This is a genomic window from Bacillus sp. G1(2015b), from assembly GCF_001482475.1.
GTDB classification, from domain to species: Bacteria; Bacillota; Bacilli; order Bacillales; family Bacillaceae; genus Bacillus; species Bacillus safensis.
The window spans coordinates 115,564-132,732 of sequence record NZ_LKIC01000028.1; the positions used below are offsets into that span (position 1 = coordinate 115,564).

Below are 17,169 nucleotides of genomic sequence, written 5' to 3' on the forward strand. Positions count from 1 at the left end.
TAAGTTTTGGGAGTGATGGTATGAGCAATTCGTTGTTTAGAAAAAAGAGCATTTCAGAGCTCATTGCGGCAACACAAGGGGAAAAAGCATTAAAAAAGGAATTGGGTTCATTTGATTTAACCATGCTTGGCATTGGAGCCATAATCGGGACAGGGATATTTGTTCTGACAGGTACAGGAGCCGTCACTGCAGGGCCAGGACTTGTTCTATCATTTGTCATCGCAGGTCTTGCTTGTTTGTTTGCAGCACTGTCATATGCGGAATTTGCTTCCACAGTGCCTGTATCAGGGTCTGTGTATACATTTACGTACGCATCAATGGGGGAATTTCTAGCGTTTATCATTGGCTGGGATTTAATATTAGAATATATGCTGGCCGCTAGTGCCGTTTCAGCGGGCTGGTCGGGCTATTTTGTGTCATTTTTAAATGGGATAGGGATTCATATACCAGTTGAGTTAACAGCAGCACCAGGTGGTTTAAAGGGGCAAGTGACATATTTTAATCTTCCAGCATTTATTATTTTAATGGTCATCACCTTCCTGTTGTACTTTGGTATTAAAGAATCAAAACGAGTAAATAACATCATGGTTATTATGAAAATTGCTGTGATTCTGCTCTTTATTTTAGTCGCTGTGAAATATGTAAAACCTGAAAACTGGACACCATTCGTTCCATTTGGCACATCAGGGGTCTTAAGTGCAGCAGCCCTAGTATTCTTTGCATTTATCGGGTTTGATGCAGTAGCTTCCGCGGCAGAGGAGACAAAAAATCCATCACGCAACCTGCCTAGAGGGATTATTACTTCCTTATTGATTTGTACGCTGCTTTATGTTGTTGTTAGTGCGATTATGACGGGCATCGTTCCTTTCATGAATTTTGAGGGAGTATCACATCCAGTGTCTCTCGTTTTACAAGTAGCCGGACAAAACTGGGTGGCTGGTATTGTGGATGTCGGTGCGATTCTAGGGATGACAACCGTGATGCTTGTCATGCTGTACGGCCAGACACGCGTGATGTTTGCTATGTCTCGTGATGGTTTGGTGCCGAAGGTTCTATCAAAGGTTCATCCAAAGCATAAAACACCTTACATCAATACACTGTTCTTCGGTACATTGTCAGCATTAATGGGTGGATTTATTCCACTTGATGAGCTGGCAAGCCTAGTGAACATCGGGACACTTTCAGCATTCATTTTGATTTCAGTGGCGGTCATTGTGATGAGAAAAACGCAGCCGGACTTACCGAGAGCATTCAGATGCCCAGCAGTTCCGCTTATTCCGATCTTGGCTATTCTATCTTGCGGATTGCTCATTTATAAGCTTGGTGCAATCACCTTTGTTCGTTTCTTAATCTGGCTTGCCATTGGGCTGGTTGTGTATTTCTTATATTCAAGAAAGCACTCAGAATTGAATAAAAAATAACTTAAAAAAGCCCGTGCTACTTGGTGCAGTCAAGTAACACGGGCTTTTGCTTTTGAGTACTGATTAAAAACCTAACTGAAGATCGACATCGATTGATACGATGGCATAGACACAAACAATGACAAAGATATTCAGTACGACACCGAGGAAACCTGGACCCGTACGGCCTTTTTTAATGAACAGTTCAATAATGCCAAATGGAACTGCGGCCATTGCAAAAGGTAGCATTTGAAAAGAATAAAATGTCACGTTGCTGATAATGGCGAGGTTTAGCATGAGCAGGGATAATATCGCTGTGCCGACAGAAATCCAGCCAAATACATTATGCTCTTTAAAGATTCTTACCAATTCCATAATTCCACCTCGCTCACTTTTGCCGTTTTAATGCGTTTTGTCTTCACAAATTTCTCAATTTCTTTAGAAGGTCCAGTGACCACAGAGCCATAAACCGTGACGCCATTTTGATCGATATAGCGTATACGATTAGACAGATCAAGATCAGGTCTGCCGGAGATCGTTGTTGCCCAGGTCGGGTGCTGATTGACATAAGCAAGGGCATCTTTGAATTGATCTACCTCAGTTTTGGATGTGTGCTGAAGCTCTTTTAAAAATTCAGAGTCTTTCCCAGGAAAGCCGATTGGCCGCTGATTTCCACTTAATGAATCCTCTGTTTTAATCGCATTCCACAGCACTTTCATATCGTATTTTTTAGCAAAGGAATAAACGTCCTTTGGTGTGTAAGCTTTGTCATAGGATACATACACTTCACTTACTGTTCCTTCAGGAAGCTTGTCTAACGTAGTGAGTGTTTGTTTTTTTGAGGCATCTGCCTGCGCCGAAGGATGAGTAAAGAAACCTTCCGTTTCGCGTGCGCTGTCACCATAATAAGAGATGGTAGGCTGCTTTAATTTATCGAAAAACATTTCGATTTGTTCACTGCCAATGGCTTCTGTTTTATTGCCAATTTGTTTTTGCAGCTTCAATTCGGTGTTCATCCCAAAAAGTTTGACCTGACCTTTTAAATCCTTCATATCTATGGCCACGTTTGGTTTGGTCAAAGCGACGGTGACAGCGGCTGTTTCCATGAAGTGATTGCCTTTGCTCTCGGCTCCGCCAACGCCGTAGTATAGATAACTTCCTAATGTACAAAGCGGTAAAATAATGAGTGTCGATATGACAGCAAGTACGGAAATACGTAAATATGACTTTCTTTTTCCGTATTGTAAAATGGCTTTTTGCTTCTCAGGACTGATGGAAAAATCTGTCCAATCCGAGTCGTTCAGTTCCTGGCTTAAGCGTTTTTCGTTTTCTTCAAGCTCTTCCTCAAACGCTATCATTTCTTCCTCATTCATCTCACCATTATTATATTTTTCCCATCGCTTGTTAAATTCTTCATTCATCATTAACACCTCTGTTGTAAAGTGCTTTTAGGCGCTGCCTTGCACGAAATAAAACACTTTTAAAATTTGCTTCAGTAATATTCATGACCTTGGATGCTTCCTTGTAATTTAGTTCTTTTAAATAATACAATGTCAACGCTTCCTTGTAGTTATCTGGAAGCTGCTCCAAATACATGGTGAGTACTTCCTTTATTTCAACCTGTTCAGCAGGGCTTTGTACAGACGTTTGTAAAAGACCGCCAATAAGGTCATCCGATATGGTCACTTCTTTTTTATGTTTCCTGACATAATCAATAAAAGCATTTCGTGCCACCTGAAATAACCAAGGTTTCACTTTGCTATGGTCGTAGGAATGAATATGTATATAAGCACGCATAAAGGTTTCCTGCAATAAGTCCTCTGCCAAATGTTTGTCTTTTGTCATGGAGAGCAGAAACCTGTAAACATCGTTCATATACATTTGATAAATTTCATCGATCGTCACTGATTTTTCTCCCCTCTATGTTATACACGCATAAGAAAGGCATAAAGTTGCACGAAACTTCTCATTACCGTACATTACTCATTTCTTTCGCCGAATCAAAATCATTTCTCCTTATCATAGCGAAATTTGCATCATTTATAAAGTATTTTCAATAGAACAAATCAGGAAAAAACATCGAAAAACGACAAAATTGGACACAATTCCTATTCTATTCTCCCCTAAAACCATGTGCTTGAATACAGTAAGAACGTTCATTTTAAACGAAAAAGATAGGGAGGATTGGGCTGCTCATAAATTTTTAGTACCAGGTAATAAAAAATTTGTTATAATAGAGACAAATCCTTCATTCTTCAAACAAAGGAAGTGCACTATGTATAAATTTTCAGGCTATACCGTCAAATTAATATTTGGTCTCCGAGGTGGAATCAAAGTATATCAAAAAGAGAATCTGCCAACTGATCGGGGTTTTGTCATTGCTTGTACACATGAGGGTTTTGTGGATGTTCTTGCATTAGGCGCAGGAATTCTTCCGTTTGAGATCCATTACATGGCGAAAAAAGAATTGTTTGCGAATAAATGGATCGGTGGATTTTTAAAAAAGATTCATGCCTTTCCAGTTGATCGAGAGAACCCTGGGCCAAGCAGTATTAAAACGCCCATTAAATTATTAAAAGAGGGAAAGATCGTTGGGATTTTTCCAAGCGGAACGCGTACAACAGAGGATGTTCCTTTAAAAAGAGGGGCAGTGACCATTGCGCAGCTCGGTAAAGCGCCAATTGTTCCAGCCGCATACAAAGGGCCTTCAAATGCGAAAAGCCTTTTCAAAAAAGGGAAAATGCGCTTAATTATCGGTGAACCGATTGAACTGTCTGAATTTGACCATCTCCCGCCAAAAGAAAGATTAGGTGCCATGACGGAAGTATTAAACACGAGAATTAAAGAGTTAGAAGCTCAATTAATCGAAAAGTCATAAGAAAAACGACCGCTTGCTTAGGCAAGGGTCGTTTTTTTATTAAGAAGCGCCTTCTTCAGCTGCTTCTAATAATTGTTCATTTAACTTTTTTACTTCGATGTATGCCACATGGTGTCCATCGACTTCATTAATGATAAATTCATAGCCTTGTTCACGAATGGCGTCATTTTTCTCTACTTCATATTTCTGAGTAAGGAACCAGCCGCCAATTGTGTCGACCTCTTCATTATCAAGCTGTATACCTAATAGCAGGTTGACTTGATCAACAAGGACCTTCCCATCAAAGATGTAATGGTCTTCTCCAAGTTTACGCACTTCGTTGATTTCATCAATGTCGAACTCATCACGAATTTCACCAACGATTTCTTCAAGAATGTCTTCAACGGTCACAAGACCTGCTGTACCGCCATATTCATCAGATAAAATGGCCATGTGTACACGTTCACGCTGCATTTTGAGCAATAAATCATGAACAGGAACCGTTTCAATCACATGAATAATCGGATTCACAAACTTTTCGATCGTATCACTTGTAGAACACTCACCGCTAATGCAGGCAGTGAGAACCTCTTTAATATTTAGAACACCAATAATATTGTCTTTGTCGCCATCTTCAATTGGATAACGTGTATATTTTTCTACCTTTGTTACCTTCAACATTTCCTCAATGGTAATATCATGAGGGAAGCTGACAACTTCGGTACGAGGAATCATAATTTCTTTCGCCAGACGGTCATCAAATTCGAAAATTTTATTTACATATTTGAATTCAGACTGGTTAATCTCGCCGCTCTTATAGCTCTCTGATAAAATAATCCGCAATTCTTCTTCAGAGTGCGCCATGTCATGCTCAGATACTTGCTGAAGACCAAACGCTTTTGTTAACAAACGAGCAGAACCATTTAATACCCAAATGAACGGGAACATCACTTTGTAAAAGATCATCAGTGGTCTAGCAAATAGAAGGGATACTTGCTCCGCCTTTTGAATGGCAAGCGTTTTTGGTGCAAGCTCTCCAACGACAACGTGTAAAAACGTCATGATACTAAACGCAATAATAAAAGTGACAATAGAACTAGCTGATTGAGGAATGGACAGCTCTACAAATAGTGGAGCAAGCATATGTGCAATTGTTTCTTCCCCTAACCAACCAATACCAAGGGCGGTAATGGTAATACCAAGCTGACAGGCTGATAGGTACTCATCAAGGTGAGTCGTTACATGCTTGACAGCAACTGCTGTTTTATTACCTTCTGCGATTAACTGATCAATTCTTGAGCTTCTTAAGCGAATGATCGCAAACTCTGATGCAACGAAAAACGCGGTTAAAGCTATAAGTAAAGCAACTATGAGTAAATTAACTATGTCCAATTAAGGCCTTCGTTCTGACTTTGAGAACGAAGGTAACACCTCCTGTTTAGTAAAAATTTTAACTTAACAGCAGTAAAAATGATTGGACAGCCGTCATTTTTTCAGGAGTAAGCTGTTCTTTTAGTTTTTCACGTTGTTCTGGCTGAAGCTGCTTACAACGTGCCAAAATGCGGTCCATATGCTCATTCATCCGATCGATATCAGAGGTTAAATGGACAAGTTCATCTTGATCTTCCTTTTGAGAAGGAAATTGTTCATCTAATCTGGATTTGATGTCAGAAAGAGCCAATCTCTGCTGTTTGCAAAGAACGATTAATTGTAATCGTTTTAAAGCATATTCATCGTAATAACGATAATTTGAGCAAGATCTAACAGGCGCAAGCAAACCTAGATTTGTATAATAATCTACAGTTCGTTTCGTTACCTGTGCAATCTGTGCTAGTTCACCAATACGATACTTTTTCTCAGCCCCATCTGAACATCTCCTCCTAACCGTCACGTTATAGTTTATGAAAATAGTTTAATATAATTCTAGTCTGAAACACAAGTTAATTGTTCATATTTCCTGCCAATAAGAAGAAACAGAGGAGGATTTCCCTCAATTTAGTCAGTCATGTCAAAAACAGCATGATGATACAGGAATTTTCAGATTATTTATGGTAAGATAAAATGAATACCGTTTCATATATATGTAGAGAGGCGGAATTTTACGTGAACCGGAGGTGGTTAAGTGGGGCCCTCAAAGTCGTCTTATTTAATCAGTTAACCGTTTTGCAAAACATAACATCATCAATCAGGAGGTGACTCCTTGTTCTTCAAAGAAAGAGCAAGGTTAAATGGACGATATTGTTAATCTGAGTATAGTCGGTGTTTTGATTGCTTTAACAGCTTTCTTTGTTGCATCTGAATTTGCCATAGTAAAGGTGAGAAGTTCAAGAATTAATCAGCTTGTTGCCGAAGGGTCCAAAAAGGCCATCATGGCGAAAAAGGTGACATCAAGGCTAGATGAATATTTGTCAGCCTGTCAGCTCGGTATTACAGTGACATCCCTTGGTTTAGGGTGGATTGGTAAGCCGGCTGTGAAAGAACTTTTGGTTCGAGGTTTTGGTTTGACAAACATTCCTGATTCAGCAATCAGCCTGATCTCAGCAACACTTGCGTTCTCTATTATTACCTTTTTGCATGTAGTTGTAGGTGAGCTTGCACCAAAAACGCTTGCCATTCAAAAGGCGGAAAAAATGACGCTATGGCTGTCAGGCCCGCTGCATGCATTTTATATCCTTATGTTCCCTTTCATTTATGTGTTAAACGGGTCAGCCCGTTTGTTAACTAAAATGATGGGCATCGATATGGGGTCTGAAAAAGAACATTCCCATTCTGAAGAGGAACTGAAGATTTTATTATCTGAGAGCTTAAAAAATGGGGAAATCAACCCATCAGAATATAATTATATGAACAAGATTTTCGATTTCGATAATCGAATTGCCAGAGAGATCATGATACCGCGCAGAGAAATTTGTGCGATTCCAGAAGATATGCCGTTAGATGATATCCTCGCCATTATGACGCAGGAAAAGTATACACGTTTCCCTGTGTTTTCAGGAGATAAAGACCATGTTATCGGCATGCTGAACAAAAAGCAGCTCTTTGCAGATCTTGTGTATCAAGGAGAAAAAGATCAACTGAAAATTCAAGATTATATATATCCAGTGATTGAGGTCATCGACACGATTCCTATTCAAGAGCTTCTCGTCAAGATGCAGCGTGATCGAATGCATATGGCGATCTTAACTGACGAATATGGCGGAACGTCTGGGCTTGTCACAACGGAAGATATTTTAGAAGAGATTGTCGGAGATATTCGAGATGAATTCGATGAAGATGAGCAGCCAGTTATTCAAAAAAGAGCCGATCATCATTATGTTTTAGATGGCAAAGTGAGATTGGATGAAGTTCAAGATTTGATCGAGATTTCATATCATGATGAGGAAATTGATACAATCGGCGGGCTCATCTTAAAAGAGAATATTGATATTAGAGAAGGACAATCCATCTATCTTGATGATATTCGAATGAAAGTGCTGGAAATGGATGGACGTTACGTTAAAAAGATTGATTTAAAAAAAGGTGTCACATCGGCAGAAAAAGGCAGTGCACGCACTGGGCTTGATATAAAGGAGCCGCTGCTAGTAAACGAAATGACCTTGAGCGAAAAATAAGCTCAAGGTTTTTTTAGGTATTTAGTCTCTTTTAAACGAATATATGTTCGGTATATAATAAGAACAAACGTTCGATAAAGGGGGATGGACATGCTTTGGTACGAAACAGCAAGTATCACGGAGAAAAAAACCTCAATGAAACGAATTGAGTTTCATTTAAAGAATTTCAAAAATTATCAAGCAGCGATCTTAAATATCGAAAGGCAGCTTGAAAAAAGAAGCCCGCATCATCTCGATCACATGACACGGAAAAAGTTAGAAGAGCAAAAAAGTCAGTATGAACTCATCGTTGCTTGTATTGAAACGGCATTAAAAGAGTTGGATGAAATAGAGCAGCAGCTCATCGATTATAAATATTTTCGAGATTGGCGGATGGCAAAATGTGCAATGGAAATCGGCTATAGTGAAAAAACACTCTTTTTGATGAAGCGCCAGCTCATGGATCAGTTGCTCATCAGCTTAGCCGCCATCACCAATATTTAAAAAAGATGCTGTCCTATTTGATAAAACGCAGCAAACAGACATAAAGACCCGATGATGGTGACCAATAAGTAGACAGCAAGCTGTCCAATTTGCCGCTCATGCAGCATGGACGCAGCCTCTACACTAAATGTAGAGAATGTTGTAAAACCACCGAAAAAACCAGTCCCAATGATCATAAGCAGCGGATCATTGTTAGTCACTGCACCTGTCAGTAAACCTAAACCGGCTGCGCCGAGTAAGTTGATGAGAATAATACTAAACGGAAAACGAGTATGAAACTTGGTTTTCTGAATCGATTGACTGAGGAAAAAACGAAGGGCACTGCCTATCCCGCCAGCAACAGCTGTATACAATACAATCATTTATCTGCTTCCTTTCGGCTGCTCATTTTGTTGAAAGAGGTGCTGAGCGGTGATCAGTCCACATAAGGCAGCGCCCACTCCAGCAATCACTGAGAGTAGAATGTACATGACACTTGATGTGAACAGTCCATCCTGTAATAAGAGAACTGTTTCTTTAGAAAAAGTGGACATTGTCGTAAAACCACCACAAAATCCTGTTCCGATTAAAGCAGCAAGATATTTTTTTCCCTTCCGAAACATAAAATACCCTGTTGAAAAGCCAAGAAGCAGACTGCCTATAATGTTTTCAATCAGCGTTGCATAGGGGAATGTGTGGCTGACAACGGACTGGCTAAGTTCATATCTACAAAGGGTACCAACCAGTCCACCGATAAATACGGCGAGATATGCTTTCATTTACATCATTTCTCCTTTAGAAAAAATGGCGGGTGATCCGTCACCACTCCATCAATGGGATATGTTTTGATCCTGTCGGCTGTTTTTTGGTCATTCACTGTCCATACAAAGACATCCATTCCAAATGAGTGGATGCGATCAATCCACCATCTGTTGATCAGCGTTTTCTTCATATTAAGGCAATCCGCAAAGGAGCTGTACTCCGCTAATTTCCTTTTCGTCAGTTTGAAGGCAGAGGGTTTTATAATAAAAGCCGTTCGAAGAGAAGGGGCGTAAGCTTTGACTCTTTGAAGGGCATTGGCATCAAAAGATTGAACCATGATGTGACGGGAATAGGCAAACCGGTTGATGATGTCGACAACTGCTTTTTCAATCCCAATCTGCCGTTTTGGATGCTTGATCTCAATCAGTATCCCGACACGCTGACTGTACCTTTGAAGGATTTCCTGTAAGGTGGGAATTCGTTCGTTGGCGTACTGAGAATCAAACCAGCTTCCTGCATCCAGTTTCTTCAGCCGATCAAGTGTATAACTTTTCACTAATCCGCTTCCGTTACTCGTTCGATCAACGGTATCATCATGGATAACGGCTACGTGCTGATCCATTGTCAGCTGGACGTCTAACTCAATATAATCCGCACCCTGCTGAACAGCTAAATCAAATGCGGCGATTGTATTTTCTGGGGCAGCGCTTGATGACCCTCTATGTGCGATAATATACACATGCTCCAGCTCCTGACATAAGTTCTGGTCTTATCATATCAAATTTTTGCTGTTTTTCCTTCTTTACTATATGGAACGAGGGAGAGCTGTATGTAATGGAACATGGCTTGTGGTGAGAAAGCATCGTGTATAAAAGGTGAAAAGTTGCAGGAATATCCCAAGCTCTTATTGAGTAAATCTGAACTACATCATTTTTTCTTCGATCAATTTTGTCCAAATCGTCAGCGTTCGTCAAAATATTAGTGCTTTCGTCATGTTGACTGAAAATTCTGATGTTTTATAATGATGAAAAGGAGGCGAGATGATTGGGTAAAGGGAGAATTAGAGTGGAAGAACGTATTAAGGTCGAAACGGATGCTGAAATGTTTAAAGCGACTCTCCTTGATCAGGCTCAGAAGAAAAAGTAGTTTGCTGCCCGTCGATATGTCTCTAGCCAAAATTGCATATTTGAACATCATGCCTCGGGATTATTCCCGAGGCTTTTTATGTAGAGGTCAGACATTTAAGAGAGGACATGAACGAAGGTTATATTATAAACTAGAGAGGATTGTTTTAAAGGAGAGAGACAGACATGTTTACACAAAAATGGATGGATACATATTTTACAGTAGATATTGCGATCCAAATCGGTATTAGCCTTTGTATTTTATTGCTTTTTTTATTGCTTCGGAAAGTATTTACGAAGTATTTATTTCAACTTCTGTTTAGGCTGACAAATCGGTCGAAGACGGAGGTCATTAACCAAATTGTTGTGGCATTTGAAAAACCAGCCAGGCTGTTTTTCGTGGCACTTGGTTTATATTTTGCGTTAAGACAGGCACCATACTTTGAGCATCATATGGATGTCATCATTAAATTGTATAGATCCTCCATTATTTTGATGCTGACGTGGGGACTTTGTAATTTAACCGCAGCATCTTCCTTCTTATTTCAAAAGGTCAATTCGAAATTTGAACTAGAAATGGATGATATTTTAGCACCGTTTTTATCAAAGGTACTTCGTTTCATTATTATCGCACTAAGTATTAGTATCATTGCACAAGAATTTAATTATGATGTCAATGGACTTGTGGCAGGTCTTGGTTTAGGTGGTCTAGCCTTTGCGCTGGCTGCGCAGGATACAGTGGCTAACTTTTTTGGAGGGATTGTCATCATTACAGAGAAGCCTTTTACGATGGGCGACTTTGTGGAGACACCAAGTGTTCTTGGGACTGTTGAAGATATTACATTTCGAAGCACAAAGTTTCGAACACCTGCTGAAGCCGTTGTGACCGTTCCGAATTCTACGCTTTCTAAGGAGCCGATCACAAACTGGACGAGAATGAATAAACGTCAGATTACGTTTTCTGTTCGCGTTTCCTACAATACACCAAAGGAAAACATTGATCAGTGTATTAAGCGTCTCAAACAGATGCTTCACGAGCATGATGGTGTGCATAAGGAGACGATTATGGTGAATCTCGATGTATTGGCAGACAGCTATTTGAACTTGTTTTTCAACTTTTACACAAACACGACAGCTTGGTCTGAAAACCTTGATATAAAGCAGGATATTAACTATCGCATCATAGATATTTTCCACGAAGAAGGTGTAGAATTTGCTTTCCCTGGACAGGCCATTTATATGAAACAAAAAGGTGAGAAGCAGCTGGGTGAATAAAGGAGGAATGGTACGTGGATCAAAAAAAGGTGGAAGCGCTAAGAGAGAGAATATCGCAGGCTTCACATATCACAGTACTCTCAGGTGCGGGTATGAGTACAGAATCGGGTATTCCGGATTTTAGATCAACGGGTGGTCTGTGGACAGAAGATACTTCCCGCATGGAGGCGATGAGCCGATCCTACTTTTTATCAAATCCTCATCAATTCTGGCCGAAATTTAAGGAATTGTTTCAGATGAAAATGAGCGGGGAATACGAGCCGAATAGCGGGCACACCTTTTTAGCCAGCCTTGAGCAACAAGGGAAGCATGTGGATATTTACACCCAAAATATTGACGGTCTTCATAAAAAGGCGGGAAGCCAGCATGTATATGAACTCCATGGCTCCATTCAAACGGCTACTTGTCCATCTTGCCAAGCGGTCTATGATCTGCCTTATTTGTTAAAAGAAGAGGTGCCGGTCTGTCAAACGTGTGGACGTGTGCTCAAAACAGATGTTGTTCTTTTTGGAGATATGGTCAAACATCTTGATCAAGTGGAGACATCACTTCAGAAAACGGACATGCTGCTCGTCATGGGGACTTCCCTAGAGGTAGCGCCAGCGAGATATATTCCAGAAGATGCAGCCCATGATCCTTCCATCTTCATGGTGATGATGAACTTGAGTGAAACAGAATTCGATCCGCTTTTTGATCTTGTCTTTCATGAGCGGATTGGCGATCTCGTGAAAGCTTTATAAATCATTAAAAAAACCCGCATCCAACAGGTGCCGATTTTTGACTTTTCATATCGAATACACGACAAATAGAAAAGCTCCCTATTTTCGTAGGGGGCTTTTTACTGCATGAATTCATAGGTTGATGCAATGCGGTATCTTTGGTCATGCGTCCACGAGTCGATTTATTCTGCTAGTTGTTTTCTAGAATGATCAGTAGCTATCATACCTTACTTATATAACTACTATTGAAGGTAATATAATCTTATCAACAATTTTCTCAATGTAACTCTTACTTATTGGTTGATCAATTAATATGATGCGATGTGAAAATAATCCAAGAATCGTATCAACTAATATGCTTCCATTTTCCTCTAATGTCTCAGTGCCTAAAAAAGGTTGCACTATCGTTTCAATTGCTTTTTGTAAGTTCAAAATAAATTCTCTATATAAATCCTTATTCTTTATACTTGCATGAGGGAGGGCTGCAAAAAGGATCGTCGTAAAATACTCATGTCGTTTATTACCCCTTACAAAGCTATGGCATAGCAAATTAACTAATTGTTCTCTAAGGGATAATTCAGCCCCTTCTATCGGCAAAGAAATAGAACCGTTTTTAAAGGGATCAATTCGTTTTACTGCCTCCAAGACAAGTTCTTCTTTTGAACTCCATCTTCGATAAATAGCAGCTTTACTTACTTTAGCTTCTTTCGCTATTTTATCCATGGTCAAATTTAAGAAGCCAATGTCAGTTAATATGTTCAGTGTCGTTTCCAATATGAGATCATTCTTATCCGGATCTATCGGCCGGCCTCGCTCTTTGGCTTTCATACATTCTCTATCCATTCTGAAAACTCCTTTTTCTTTATTATGCACTACATCTATTTGAACACAAAAAAAATTTTTAGTAAATACGGTACCTTAAAGTACCGTATTTGTGTTATAATCATTTTCGGAACTCATGAGTTTCGAAAATGATTATAGGAGACTTCTCTATTTTTTCATTTATACACACTAATGAAAGATGAGAGGGAAGAAGAAAGGGAGATTTTATTTGAGTACAAACACAAATGTCTCGGCGCCTGAAGTTACAGGTAAAGAGTATAAAGTTATTCCAATTTTTGCTGCATTTTTAATCAGTGCTTTTATTGGACTATTTAGTGAAACAGCTTTAAATATTGCATTAAATACATTAATTGATGTTTTCCATACTAATGCGACTACGATTCAATGGTTAACAACTGGATATCTATTAACATTAGGTATTTTGGTTCCTGTTTCAGGACTTTTACAACAATGGTTTACCACAAGACAATTATTTATTACTTCTTTAGTTTTTTCTATTATTGGCACCGTTATTGCTGCAATGGCTCCTAGTTTTGAAGTGCTAATGGTGGCTCGTATTTTCCAAGCGATAGGTACTGCATTAATATTACCTTTAATGTTTAATACGATTTTGATTATTATTCCTCCAAAAAAACGTGGTGGGGCAATGGGGATGATTGGGCTAGTGATTATGTTCGCGCCAGCTGTTGGCCCTACGTTATCCGGATTAATTCTCGAAGATTTAACCTGGCACTGGATTTTTTGGATTTGTTTACCCTTTTTAATTATAGGATTACTAGCAGGTATTTTTTATATGGAGAACGTTTCCGAATTAACAAAACCGAAGATTGATATTTTATCCATTGTATTATCAACAATCGGTTTTGGTAGTACGGTATTTGGATTTAGTAGTGCTGGAGAAGGACCAGAAGGATGGGGAAGCCCAAAAGTAATAGGATTGCTAATTATTGGAGTGATCGCATTAATCTTATTCTGCTGGCGCCAACTAAAAATGGAACAGCCTATGATAAATTTACGTGCTTTCCAATATCCAATGTTTACCCTAGGTGTTGTACTTGTATTCGTTTGTTTTATGCTTATTATGTCGTCGATGTTACTTTTACCAATGTACTTACAAGCAGGTTTGACGCTTTCCGCATTTGTGGCCGGTCTTACTCTACTTCCAGGTGGAATCATCAACGGCTTGATGTCTCCTGTTATTGGTAAATTATTTGATCGCTTTGGCCCCAAATGGCTTGTCATTCCTGGGTTTTTAATAACTATTATTGTAGTATGGTTTTTATCCAATGTTACGACAACAACTACGTTAACAGTGATGGTTCTACTTCATATCTCCTTGATGATTGGGATTGCCTTGATTATGATGCCAGCTCAAACAAACGGATTGAATCAGCTGCCTAAGAAATATTATCCTAGTGGAACAGCTATCATGAATACCCTTCAACAAATAGCTGGTGCGATTGGAACAGCCGTTTCAGTAAGTATTATGTCTTCGGGGCAGCAAGCATACTTAGCAGCTACCAAAGACCCTACAAATCCAATACACATCCCTGAAGCCATCACGGCAGGAATTCAGAACGGCTTTATATTTGTATTATTTATTGTAGTTCTCGCATTAATCTATGCATTCTTTATAAAACGTGTAGACATTAATTAAATAAAAATACAAGAACCAAAAAAAAACTCCTTATGTAAGATAGGGAGTTTTTCTTTTTGGTGTGTACATTCATTCTAATGTATTTGCCATTTAAGAATTTTCAGTAGTTCAATTAATTATTCATTTATTATTTCATTCGTATCTGAGATTACGATAGAAGAAACTGCTTGTCTAATAGTAAACGCTATTGTATAACCCTAGATATCCTTTATTATAGTGAAATTTTAGAAACAATAAAGTACAGGATTTATCTAAACTACTAGTGTGTTTTATTAAATTTTCGAGCTTCATTTTGGTTTGCTGACATCTCGAAAATTGGGTAGTCATAAGCTCTCATAGCTTTTTCATATTGAGAAATCGCATTATATACATCAGCTTTCTGTTTATGAACAGTTACAATTTGCTCTGCTAAAATACGAGCATCTCGCAAAGCTAAATTTGCACCAGCGCCGAAGCTTGGTGGCATAGCATGGATGGCATCACCAATCAATGTAACACGACTAGTCTCCCAAGGATCTATTGGTTCTATTGCACGAACGGAAAGCGCTGCTACAGTATGAGGGTCAATGCGTTCAACGAGACCTCGTAAAATAGGATGCCAATCTTTTGTTAAATCAACCATCATCTGATGAAGTTTCAGAGGAGATTCTCTGTCTGATGCACTTAAGTATTGTGGAATTCCCAGTGTAATCATGACATAATCATCAACAGACTCAATAGTAGATTTAGGTGCTAGTTCCTTAGCAGCTTCGTCTACTGTACGTCTTGGCTCAAACGGTCCAATTGCCATAAGTGTGTCATTTGAATCTGCCGCCATGATGAAACCATCAAATAAGATGTCTGGTAATGTCTGTCTGATCTCTTTGGTAAGAGGAGATTTAGAATAAATTGCTCTAGCATTTGTATCTATTGGTTGGACGTGAGGCATAAGCTGATAGCGAACAGCTGAATTGATGCCATCTGCTGCTACTAATATGTCCCCTTTGGCAACCGTACCGTCAGCTAAAAATAATGTTACTCCTTGTTTATTCTGTTCAAATCCTGTAACAACTGAGTTGAAATGAACATGTTTTTCAATGCCACTCAGTAAAATTTGGCATAATGTTTTTCGATTTACAGCTGTATGGGGGAATTTTTCATCGTTTGGAGCTCCAATATGTGGACGAACACCTATTTCATTCATTTGTTCATCTATTAATACAGCCATTTCACGACGTGGATTTTTTCTAGACGTCTGTACATACAACTCATACAAGTTTTCTGGAAGAGCAGCACGAAGCGATTCGCCACCATCCATATTCATATGCAAGCGATATCCATTTTTAGATACTTCATCTTCGCGCTCATATATGGAAAAGCTAATGCCTGCTTTCTTTAAGTGCTGCCCTAGACACAACCCTCCAATGCCGCCGCCTGCAATTAATACGTGTAAATCTGACATTACATATTCCTCCTAAACAATATTAAAACAACACTTTGTATGTTAAAATTCAAAGTGTTAGTTTATATTATCTAATTAAGCTGCTATCCAACAACCATTAATTTTCCATAAAATGTGGTTTAAACAACGTTTTTTACAATTATTGTCGTTTAAATTTTAAAAATAATTCAAAAGTAGGAGTTCAATGAGAAATGAAAAAGTTAGATCGACGTGTTTTGAAAACGAGAAGAGCCATTATTTCTGCATACCTTTCTTTACTAGAAGAAAAGAATATGCACGCTATATCTGTTAATGATATTACAGAAAGAGCAGATATAAACCGCTCTACATTTTATGCTCATTATAAAGATAAACAGCACTTACAAGAACAGAGTATCAAAGAAATATTAGATGACTTGGAAAAAGCCATTGCAAATAAGCCTTCGGGAGAGAAAACAACAGAATTTAGCTTAACAATGCTTCAAAATATCTTTGAACGAATGTTTGAAAACATCTATACCCATAGTAAATTTTATAACATCATGCTCGGAGAATATGGTCCTTCTGTATTTGCTAAGAAGTTAGAAGGGATTATTAGAAAACATACTCGAAAAGGTTTGGAGGTTGTTAAAGCAGATGACATTGATTCATCTGTTTCTCAAGATATTTACTTAAGCTATATGACATCAGCCCAACTAGGAGTTATTCATTATTGGAGAGAAAATCAGTTTAAAGATTCACCTGCTTTTATGGCTCAGCAACTTCTTCAATTGTATAAGATAGGAATGACTATGAAGGATTAAATTGGAGGGGGTTAGGGGAATACGTTATGCATCTAAACAGATTTGTAGATTTATATATAAACTTTCTTTTTATTTATTGAAGAAGACAGGTTGACAGGTGATCAACCTTAAAGATGTGGTTTATTTCCCCTACAATTTGTAGTGAAGCAAGGTATGATAGCGAAAACAACTAACAGATTAAATCGACTCGTGGACGGACACCACAGATGCCGTATTGCATCAACCTGTGTGATAAT

19 protein-coding genes are annotated in these 17,169 nt (G+C 38.8%); 9 read left to right on the forward strand and 10 right to left on the reverse strand.

What is annotated here, in order from left to right; genetic code table 11:
- Window positions 1-20: 20 nt before the first annotated feature.
- Window positions 21-1,421: an amino acid permease gene (locus tag AMR95_RS15240; RefSeq protein ID WP_024425289.1), complete on the forward strand. Its 1,401-nt coding sequence runs from the start codon at window positions 21-23 to the stop codon at window positions 1,419-1,421.
- Between the two features lie 63 nt (window positions 1,422-1,484).
- Here AMR95_RS15240 and AMR95_RS15245 read toward each other — a convergent pair whose 3' ends face one another.
- Genes AMR95_RS15245 through AMR95_RS15255 form a run of 3 tightly spaced genes read right to left on the reverse strand, consistent with a single transcriptional unit; the run spans window position 1,485 to window position 3,305 of the window.
- Window positions 1,485-1,775, reverse strand: coding sequence for a hypothetical protein (locus AMR95_RS15245; protein ID WP_024425288.1), 291 nt, complete (start codon window positions 1,773-1,775; stop codon window positions 1,485-1,487).
- Window positions 1,763-2,821, reverse strand: coding sequence for an anti-sigma factor (locus AMR95_RS15250; protein ID WP_041089604.1), 1,059 nt, complete (start codon window positions 2,819-2,821; stop codon window positions 1,763-1,765). Before AMR95_RS15250 ends, AMR95_RS15245 begins: the two co-directional genes overlap by 13 nt.
- Window positions 2,814-3,305 carry a sigma-70 family RNA polymerase sigma factor gene (locus tag AMR95_RS15255; protein ID WP_024425287.1) on the reverse strand — a complete coding sequence of 164 codons (492 nt, stop codon included), beginning with the start codon at window positions 3,303-3,305 and terminating at the stop codon, window positions 2,814-2,816. The genes AMR95_RS15250 and AMR95_RS15255 overlap by 8 nt, the downstream gene beginning before the upstream one ends.
- A gap of 370 nt (window positions 3,306-3,675) precedes the next feature.
- Between AMR95_RS15255 and AMR95_RS15260 the strand changes: the two genes are divergently transcribed.
- Complete coding sequence (locus AMR95_RS15260; protein WP_039177489.1) at window positions 3,676-4,278, forward strand: lysophospholipid acyltransferase family protein; 603 nt, start codon at window positions 3,676-3,678, stop codon at window positions 4,276-4,278.
- A gap of 39 nt (window positions 4,279-4,317) precedes the next feature.
- Here the strand turns inward: AMR95_RS15260 and AMR95_RS15265 are convergent, their stop codons facing one another.
- The gene (locus tag AMR95_RS15265) at window positions 4,318-5,649 is read right to left on the reverse strand and encodes a hemolysin family protein (RefSeq protein ID WP_039177491.1); all 1,332 of its coding nucleotides are present in this window, start codon (window positions 5,647-5,649) and stop codon (window positions 4,318-4,320) included.
- Window positions 5,650-5,707: 58 nt separating this feature from the next.
- A complete protein-coding gene (locus AMR95_RS18960; protein ID WP_075622707.1) occupies window positions 5,708-6,148 on the reverse strand; it encodes a MerR family transcriptional regulator in 441 nt (146 codons plus the stop codon).
- Window positions 6,149-6,485: 337 nt separating this feature from the next.
- Between AMR95_RS18960 and AMR95_RS15275 the strand changes: the two genes are divergently transcribed.
- On the forward strand, window positions 6,486-7,868 hold the full coding sequence (locus AMR95_RS15275) for a hemolysin family protein (RefSeq protein WP_039177497.1): 1,383 nt from the start codon (window positions 6,486-6,488) through the stop codon (window positions 7,866-7,868).
- A gap of 90 nt (window positions 7,869-7,958) precedes the next feature.
- Complete coding sequence (locus AMR95_RS15280; protein WP_034282242.1) at window positions 7,959-8,351, forward strand: hypothetical protein; 393 nt, start codon at window positions 7,959-7,961, stop codon at window positions 8,349-8,351.
- Here the strand turns inward: AMR95_RS15280 and crcB (AMR95_RS15285) are convergent.
- Genes crcB (AMR95_RS15285) through AMR95_RS15295 form a run of 3 tightly spaced genes read right to left on the reverse strand, consistent with a single transcriptional unit; the run spans window position 8,348 to window position 9,831 of the window.
- Entirely contained in the window at window positions 8,348-8,713 is a 366-nt protein-coding gene (crcB, locus tag AMR95_RS15285) for a fluoride efflux transporter CrcB (RefSeq protein WP_039177499.1), read from the reverse strand. The two genes, AMR95_RS15280 and crcB (AMR95_RS15285), sit on opposite strands and share 4 nt — an antisense overlap.
- Window positions 8,714-9,109: a fluoride efflux transporter CrcB gene (gene crcB, locus AMR95_RS15290; RefSeq protein ID WP_039177502.1), complete on the reverse strand. Its 396-nt coding sequence runs from the start codon at window positions 9,107-9,109 to the stop codon at window positions 8,714-8,716.
- Between the two features lie 5 nt (window positions 9,110-9,114).
- Window positions 9,115-9,831: a glycerophosphodiester phosphodiesterase gene (locus AMR95_RS15295; RefSeq protein WP_039177505.1), complete on the reverse strand. Its 717-nt coding sequence runs from the start codon at window positions 9,829-9,831 to the stop codon at window positions 9,115-9,117.
- 305 nt (window positions 9,832-10,136) lie between these two features.
- On the opposite strand from AMR95_RS15295, the gene AMR95_RS19155 reads away from it, so the two are divergent.
- The 3 genes from AMR95_RS19155 (at window position 10,137) to AMR95_RS15305 (ending at window position 12,231) form a co-directional block, all read left to right on the forward strand.
- Entirely contained in the window at window positions 10,137-10,238 is a 102-nt protein-coding gene (locus AMR95_RS19155) for a YhdX family protein (protein ID WP_008359843.1), read from the forward strand.
- Window positions 10,239-10,402: 164 nt separating this feature from the next.
- Window positions 10,403-11,491 carry a mechanosensitive ion channel family protein gene (locus tag AMR95_RS15300; RefSeq protein WP_058838778.1) on the forward strand — a complete coding sequence of 363 codons (1,089 nt, stop codon included), beginning with the start codon at window positions 10,403-10,405 and terminating at the stop codon, window positions 11,489-11,491.
- A 29-nt stretch (window positions 11,492-11,520) separates the two neighbouring features.
- Window positions 11,521-12,231 (forward strand): NAD-dependent protein deacylase, encoded by a 711-nt coding sequence (locus tag AMR95_RS15305; protein WP_058838883.1) that lies wholly within the window; start codon window positions 11,521-11,523, stop codon window positions 12,229-12,231.
- Window positions 12,232-12,441: 210 nt separating this feature from the next.
- On the opposite strand, the gene AMR95_RS15310 is transcribed toward AMR95_RS15305, so the two are convergent.
- Window positions 12,442-13,053 (reverse strand): TetR/AcrR family transcriptional regulator, encoded by a 612-nt coding sequence (locus AMR95_RS15310; RefSeq protein ID WP_058838779.1) that lies wholly within the window; start codon window positions 13,051-13,053, stop codon window positions 12,442-12,444.
- A gap of 208 nt (window positions 13,054-13,261) precedes the next feature.
- Here AMR95_RS15310 and AMR95_RS15315 point away from each other — a divergent pair, with 208 nt between their 5' ends.
- On the forward strand, window positions 13,262-14,710 hold the full coding sequence (locus tag AMR95_RS15315; RefSeq protein WP_058838780.1) for a DHA2 family efflux MFS transporter permease subunit: 1,449 nt from the start codon (window positions 13,262-13,264) through the stop codon (window positions 14,708-14,710).
- A gap of 259 nt (window positions 14,711-14,969) precedes the next feature.
- Here AMR95_RS15315 and AMR95_RS15320 read toward each other — a convergent pair whose 3' ends face one another.
- Complete coding sequence (locus tag AMR95_RS15320; protein WP_058838781.1) at window positions 14,970-16,151, reverse strand: FAD-dependent oxidoreductase; 1,182 nt, start codon at window positions 16,149-16,151, stop codon at window positions 14,970-14,972.
- 191 nt (window positions 16,152-16,342) lie between these two features.
- Here AMR95_RS15320 and AMR95_RS15325 point away from each other — a divergent pair, with 191 nt between their 5' ends.
- A complete protein-coding gene (locus AMR95_RS15325) occupies window positions 16,343-16,933 on the forward strand; it encodes a TetR/AcrR family transcriptional regulator (protein ID WP_058838782.1) in 591 nt (196 codons plus the stop codon).
- Window positions 16,934-17,169: the final 236 nt, after the last annotated feature.

What these genes read in the sequence shown, in the direction of transcription:
- AMR95_RS15240 (WP_024425289.1), top strand. Translation starts at nt 21, where the DNA reads ATGAGCAATTCGTTGTTTAGAAAAAAGAGCATTTCAGAGCTCATTGCG.
- AMR95_RS15245 (WP_024425288.1), bottom strand. Translation starts at nt 1,775, where the DNA reads ATGGAATTGGTAAGAATCTTTAAAGAGCATAATGTATTTGGCTGGATT.
- AMR95_RS15250 (WP_041089604.1), bottom strand. Translation starts at nt 2,821, where the DNA reads ATGAATGAAGAATTTAACAAGCGATGGGAAAAATATAATAATGGTGAG.
- AMR95_RS15260 (WP_039177489.1), top strand. Translation starts at nt 3,676, where the DNA reads ATGTATAAATTTTCAGGCTATACCGTCAAATTAATATTTGGTCTCCGA.
- AMR95_RS15275 (WP_039177497.1), top strand. Translation starts at nt 6,486, where the DNA reads ATGGACGATATTGTTAATCTGAGTATAGTCGGTGTTTTGATTGCTTTA.
- AMR95_RS15280 (WP_034282242.1), top strand. Translation starts at nt 7,959, where the DNA reads ATGCTTTGGTACGAAACAGCAAGTATCACGGAGAAAAAAACCTCAATG.
- crcB (WP_039177499.1), bottom strand. Translation starts at nt 8,713, where the DNA reads ATGATTGTATTGTATACAGCTGTTGCTGGCGGGATAGGCAGTGCCCTT.
- crcB (WP_039177502.1), bottom strand. Translation starts at nt 9,109, where the DNA reads ATGAAAGCATATCTCGCCGTATTTATCGGTGGACTGGTTGGTACCCTT.
- AMR95_RS15300 (WP_058838778.1), top strand. Translation starts at nt 10,403, where the DNA reads ATGTTTACACAAAAATGGATGGATACATATTTTACAGTAGATATTGCG.
- AMR95_RS15310 (WP_058838779.1), bottom strand. Translation starts at nt 13,053, where the DNA reads ATGGATAGAGAATGTATGAAAGCCAAAGAGCGAGGCCGGCCGATAGAT.
- AMR95_RS15320 (WP_058838781.1), bottom strand. Translation starts at nt 16,151, where the DNA reads ATGTCAGATTTACACGTATTAATTGCAGGCGGCGGCATTGGAGGGTTG.
- AMR95_RS15325 (WP_058838782.1), top strand. Translation starts at nt 16,343, where the DNA reads ATGAAAAAGTTAGATCGACGTGTTTTGAAAACGAGAAGAGCCATTATT.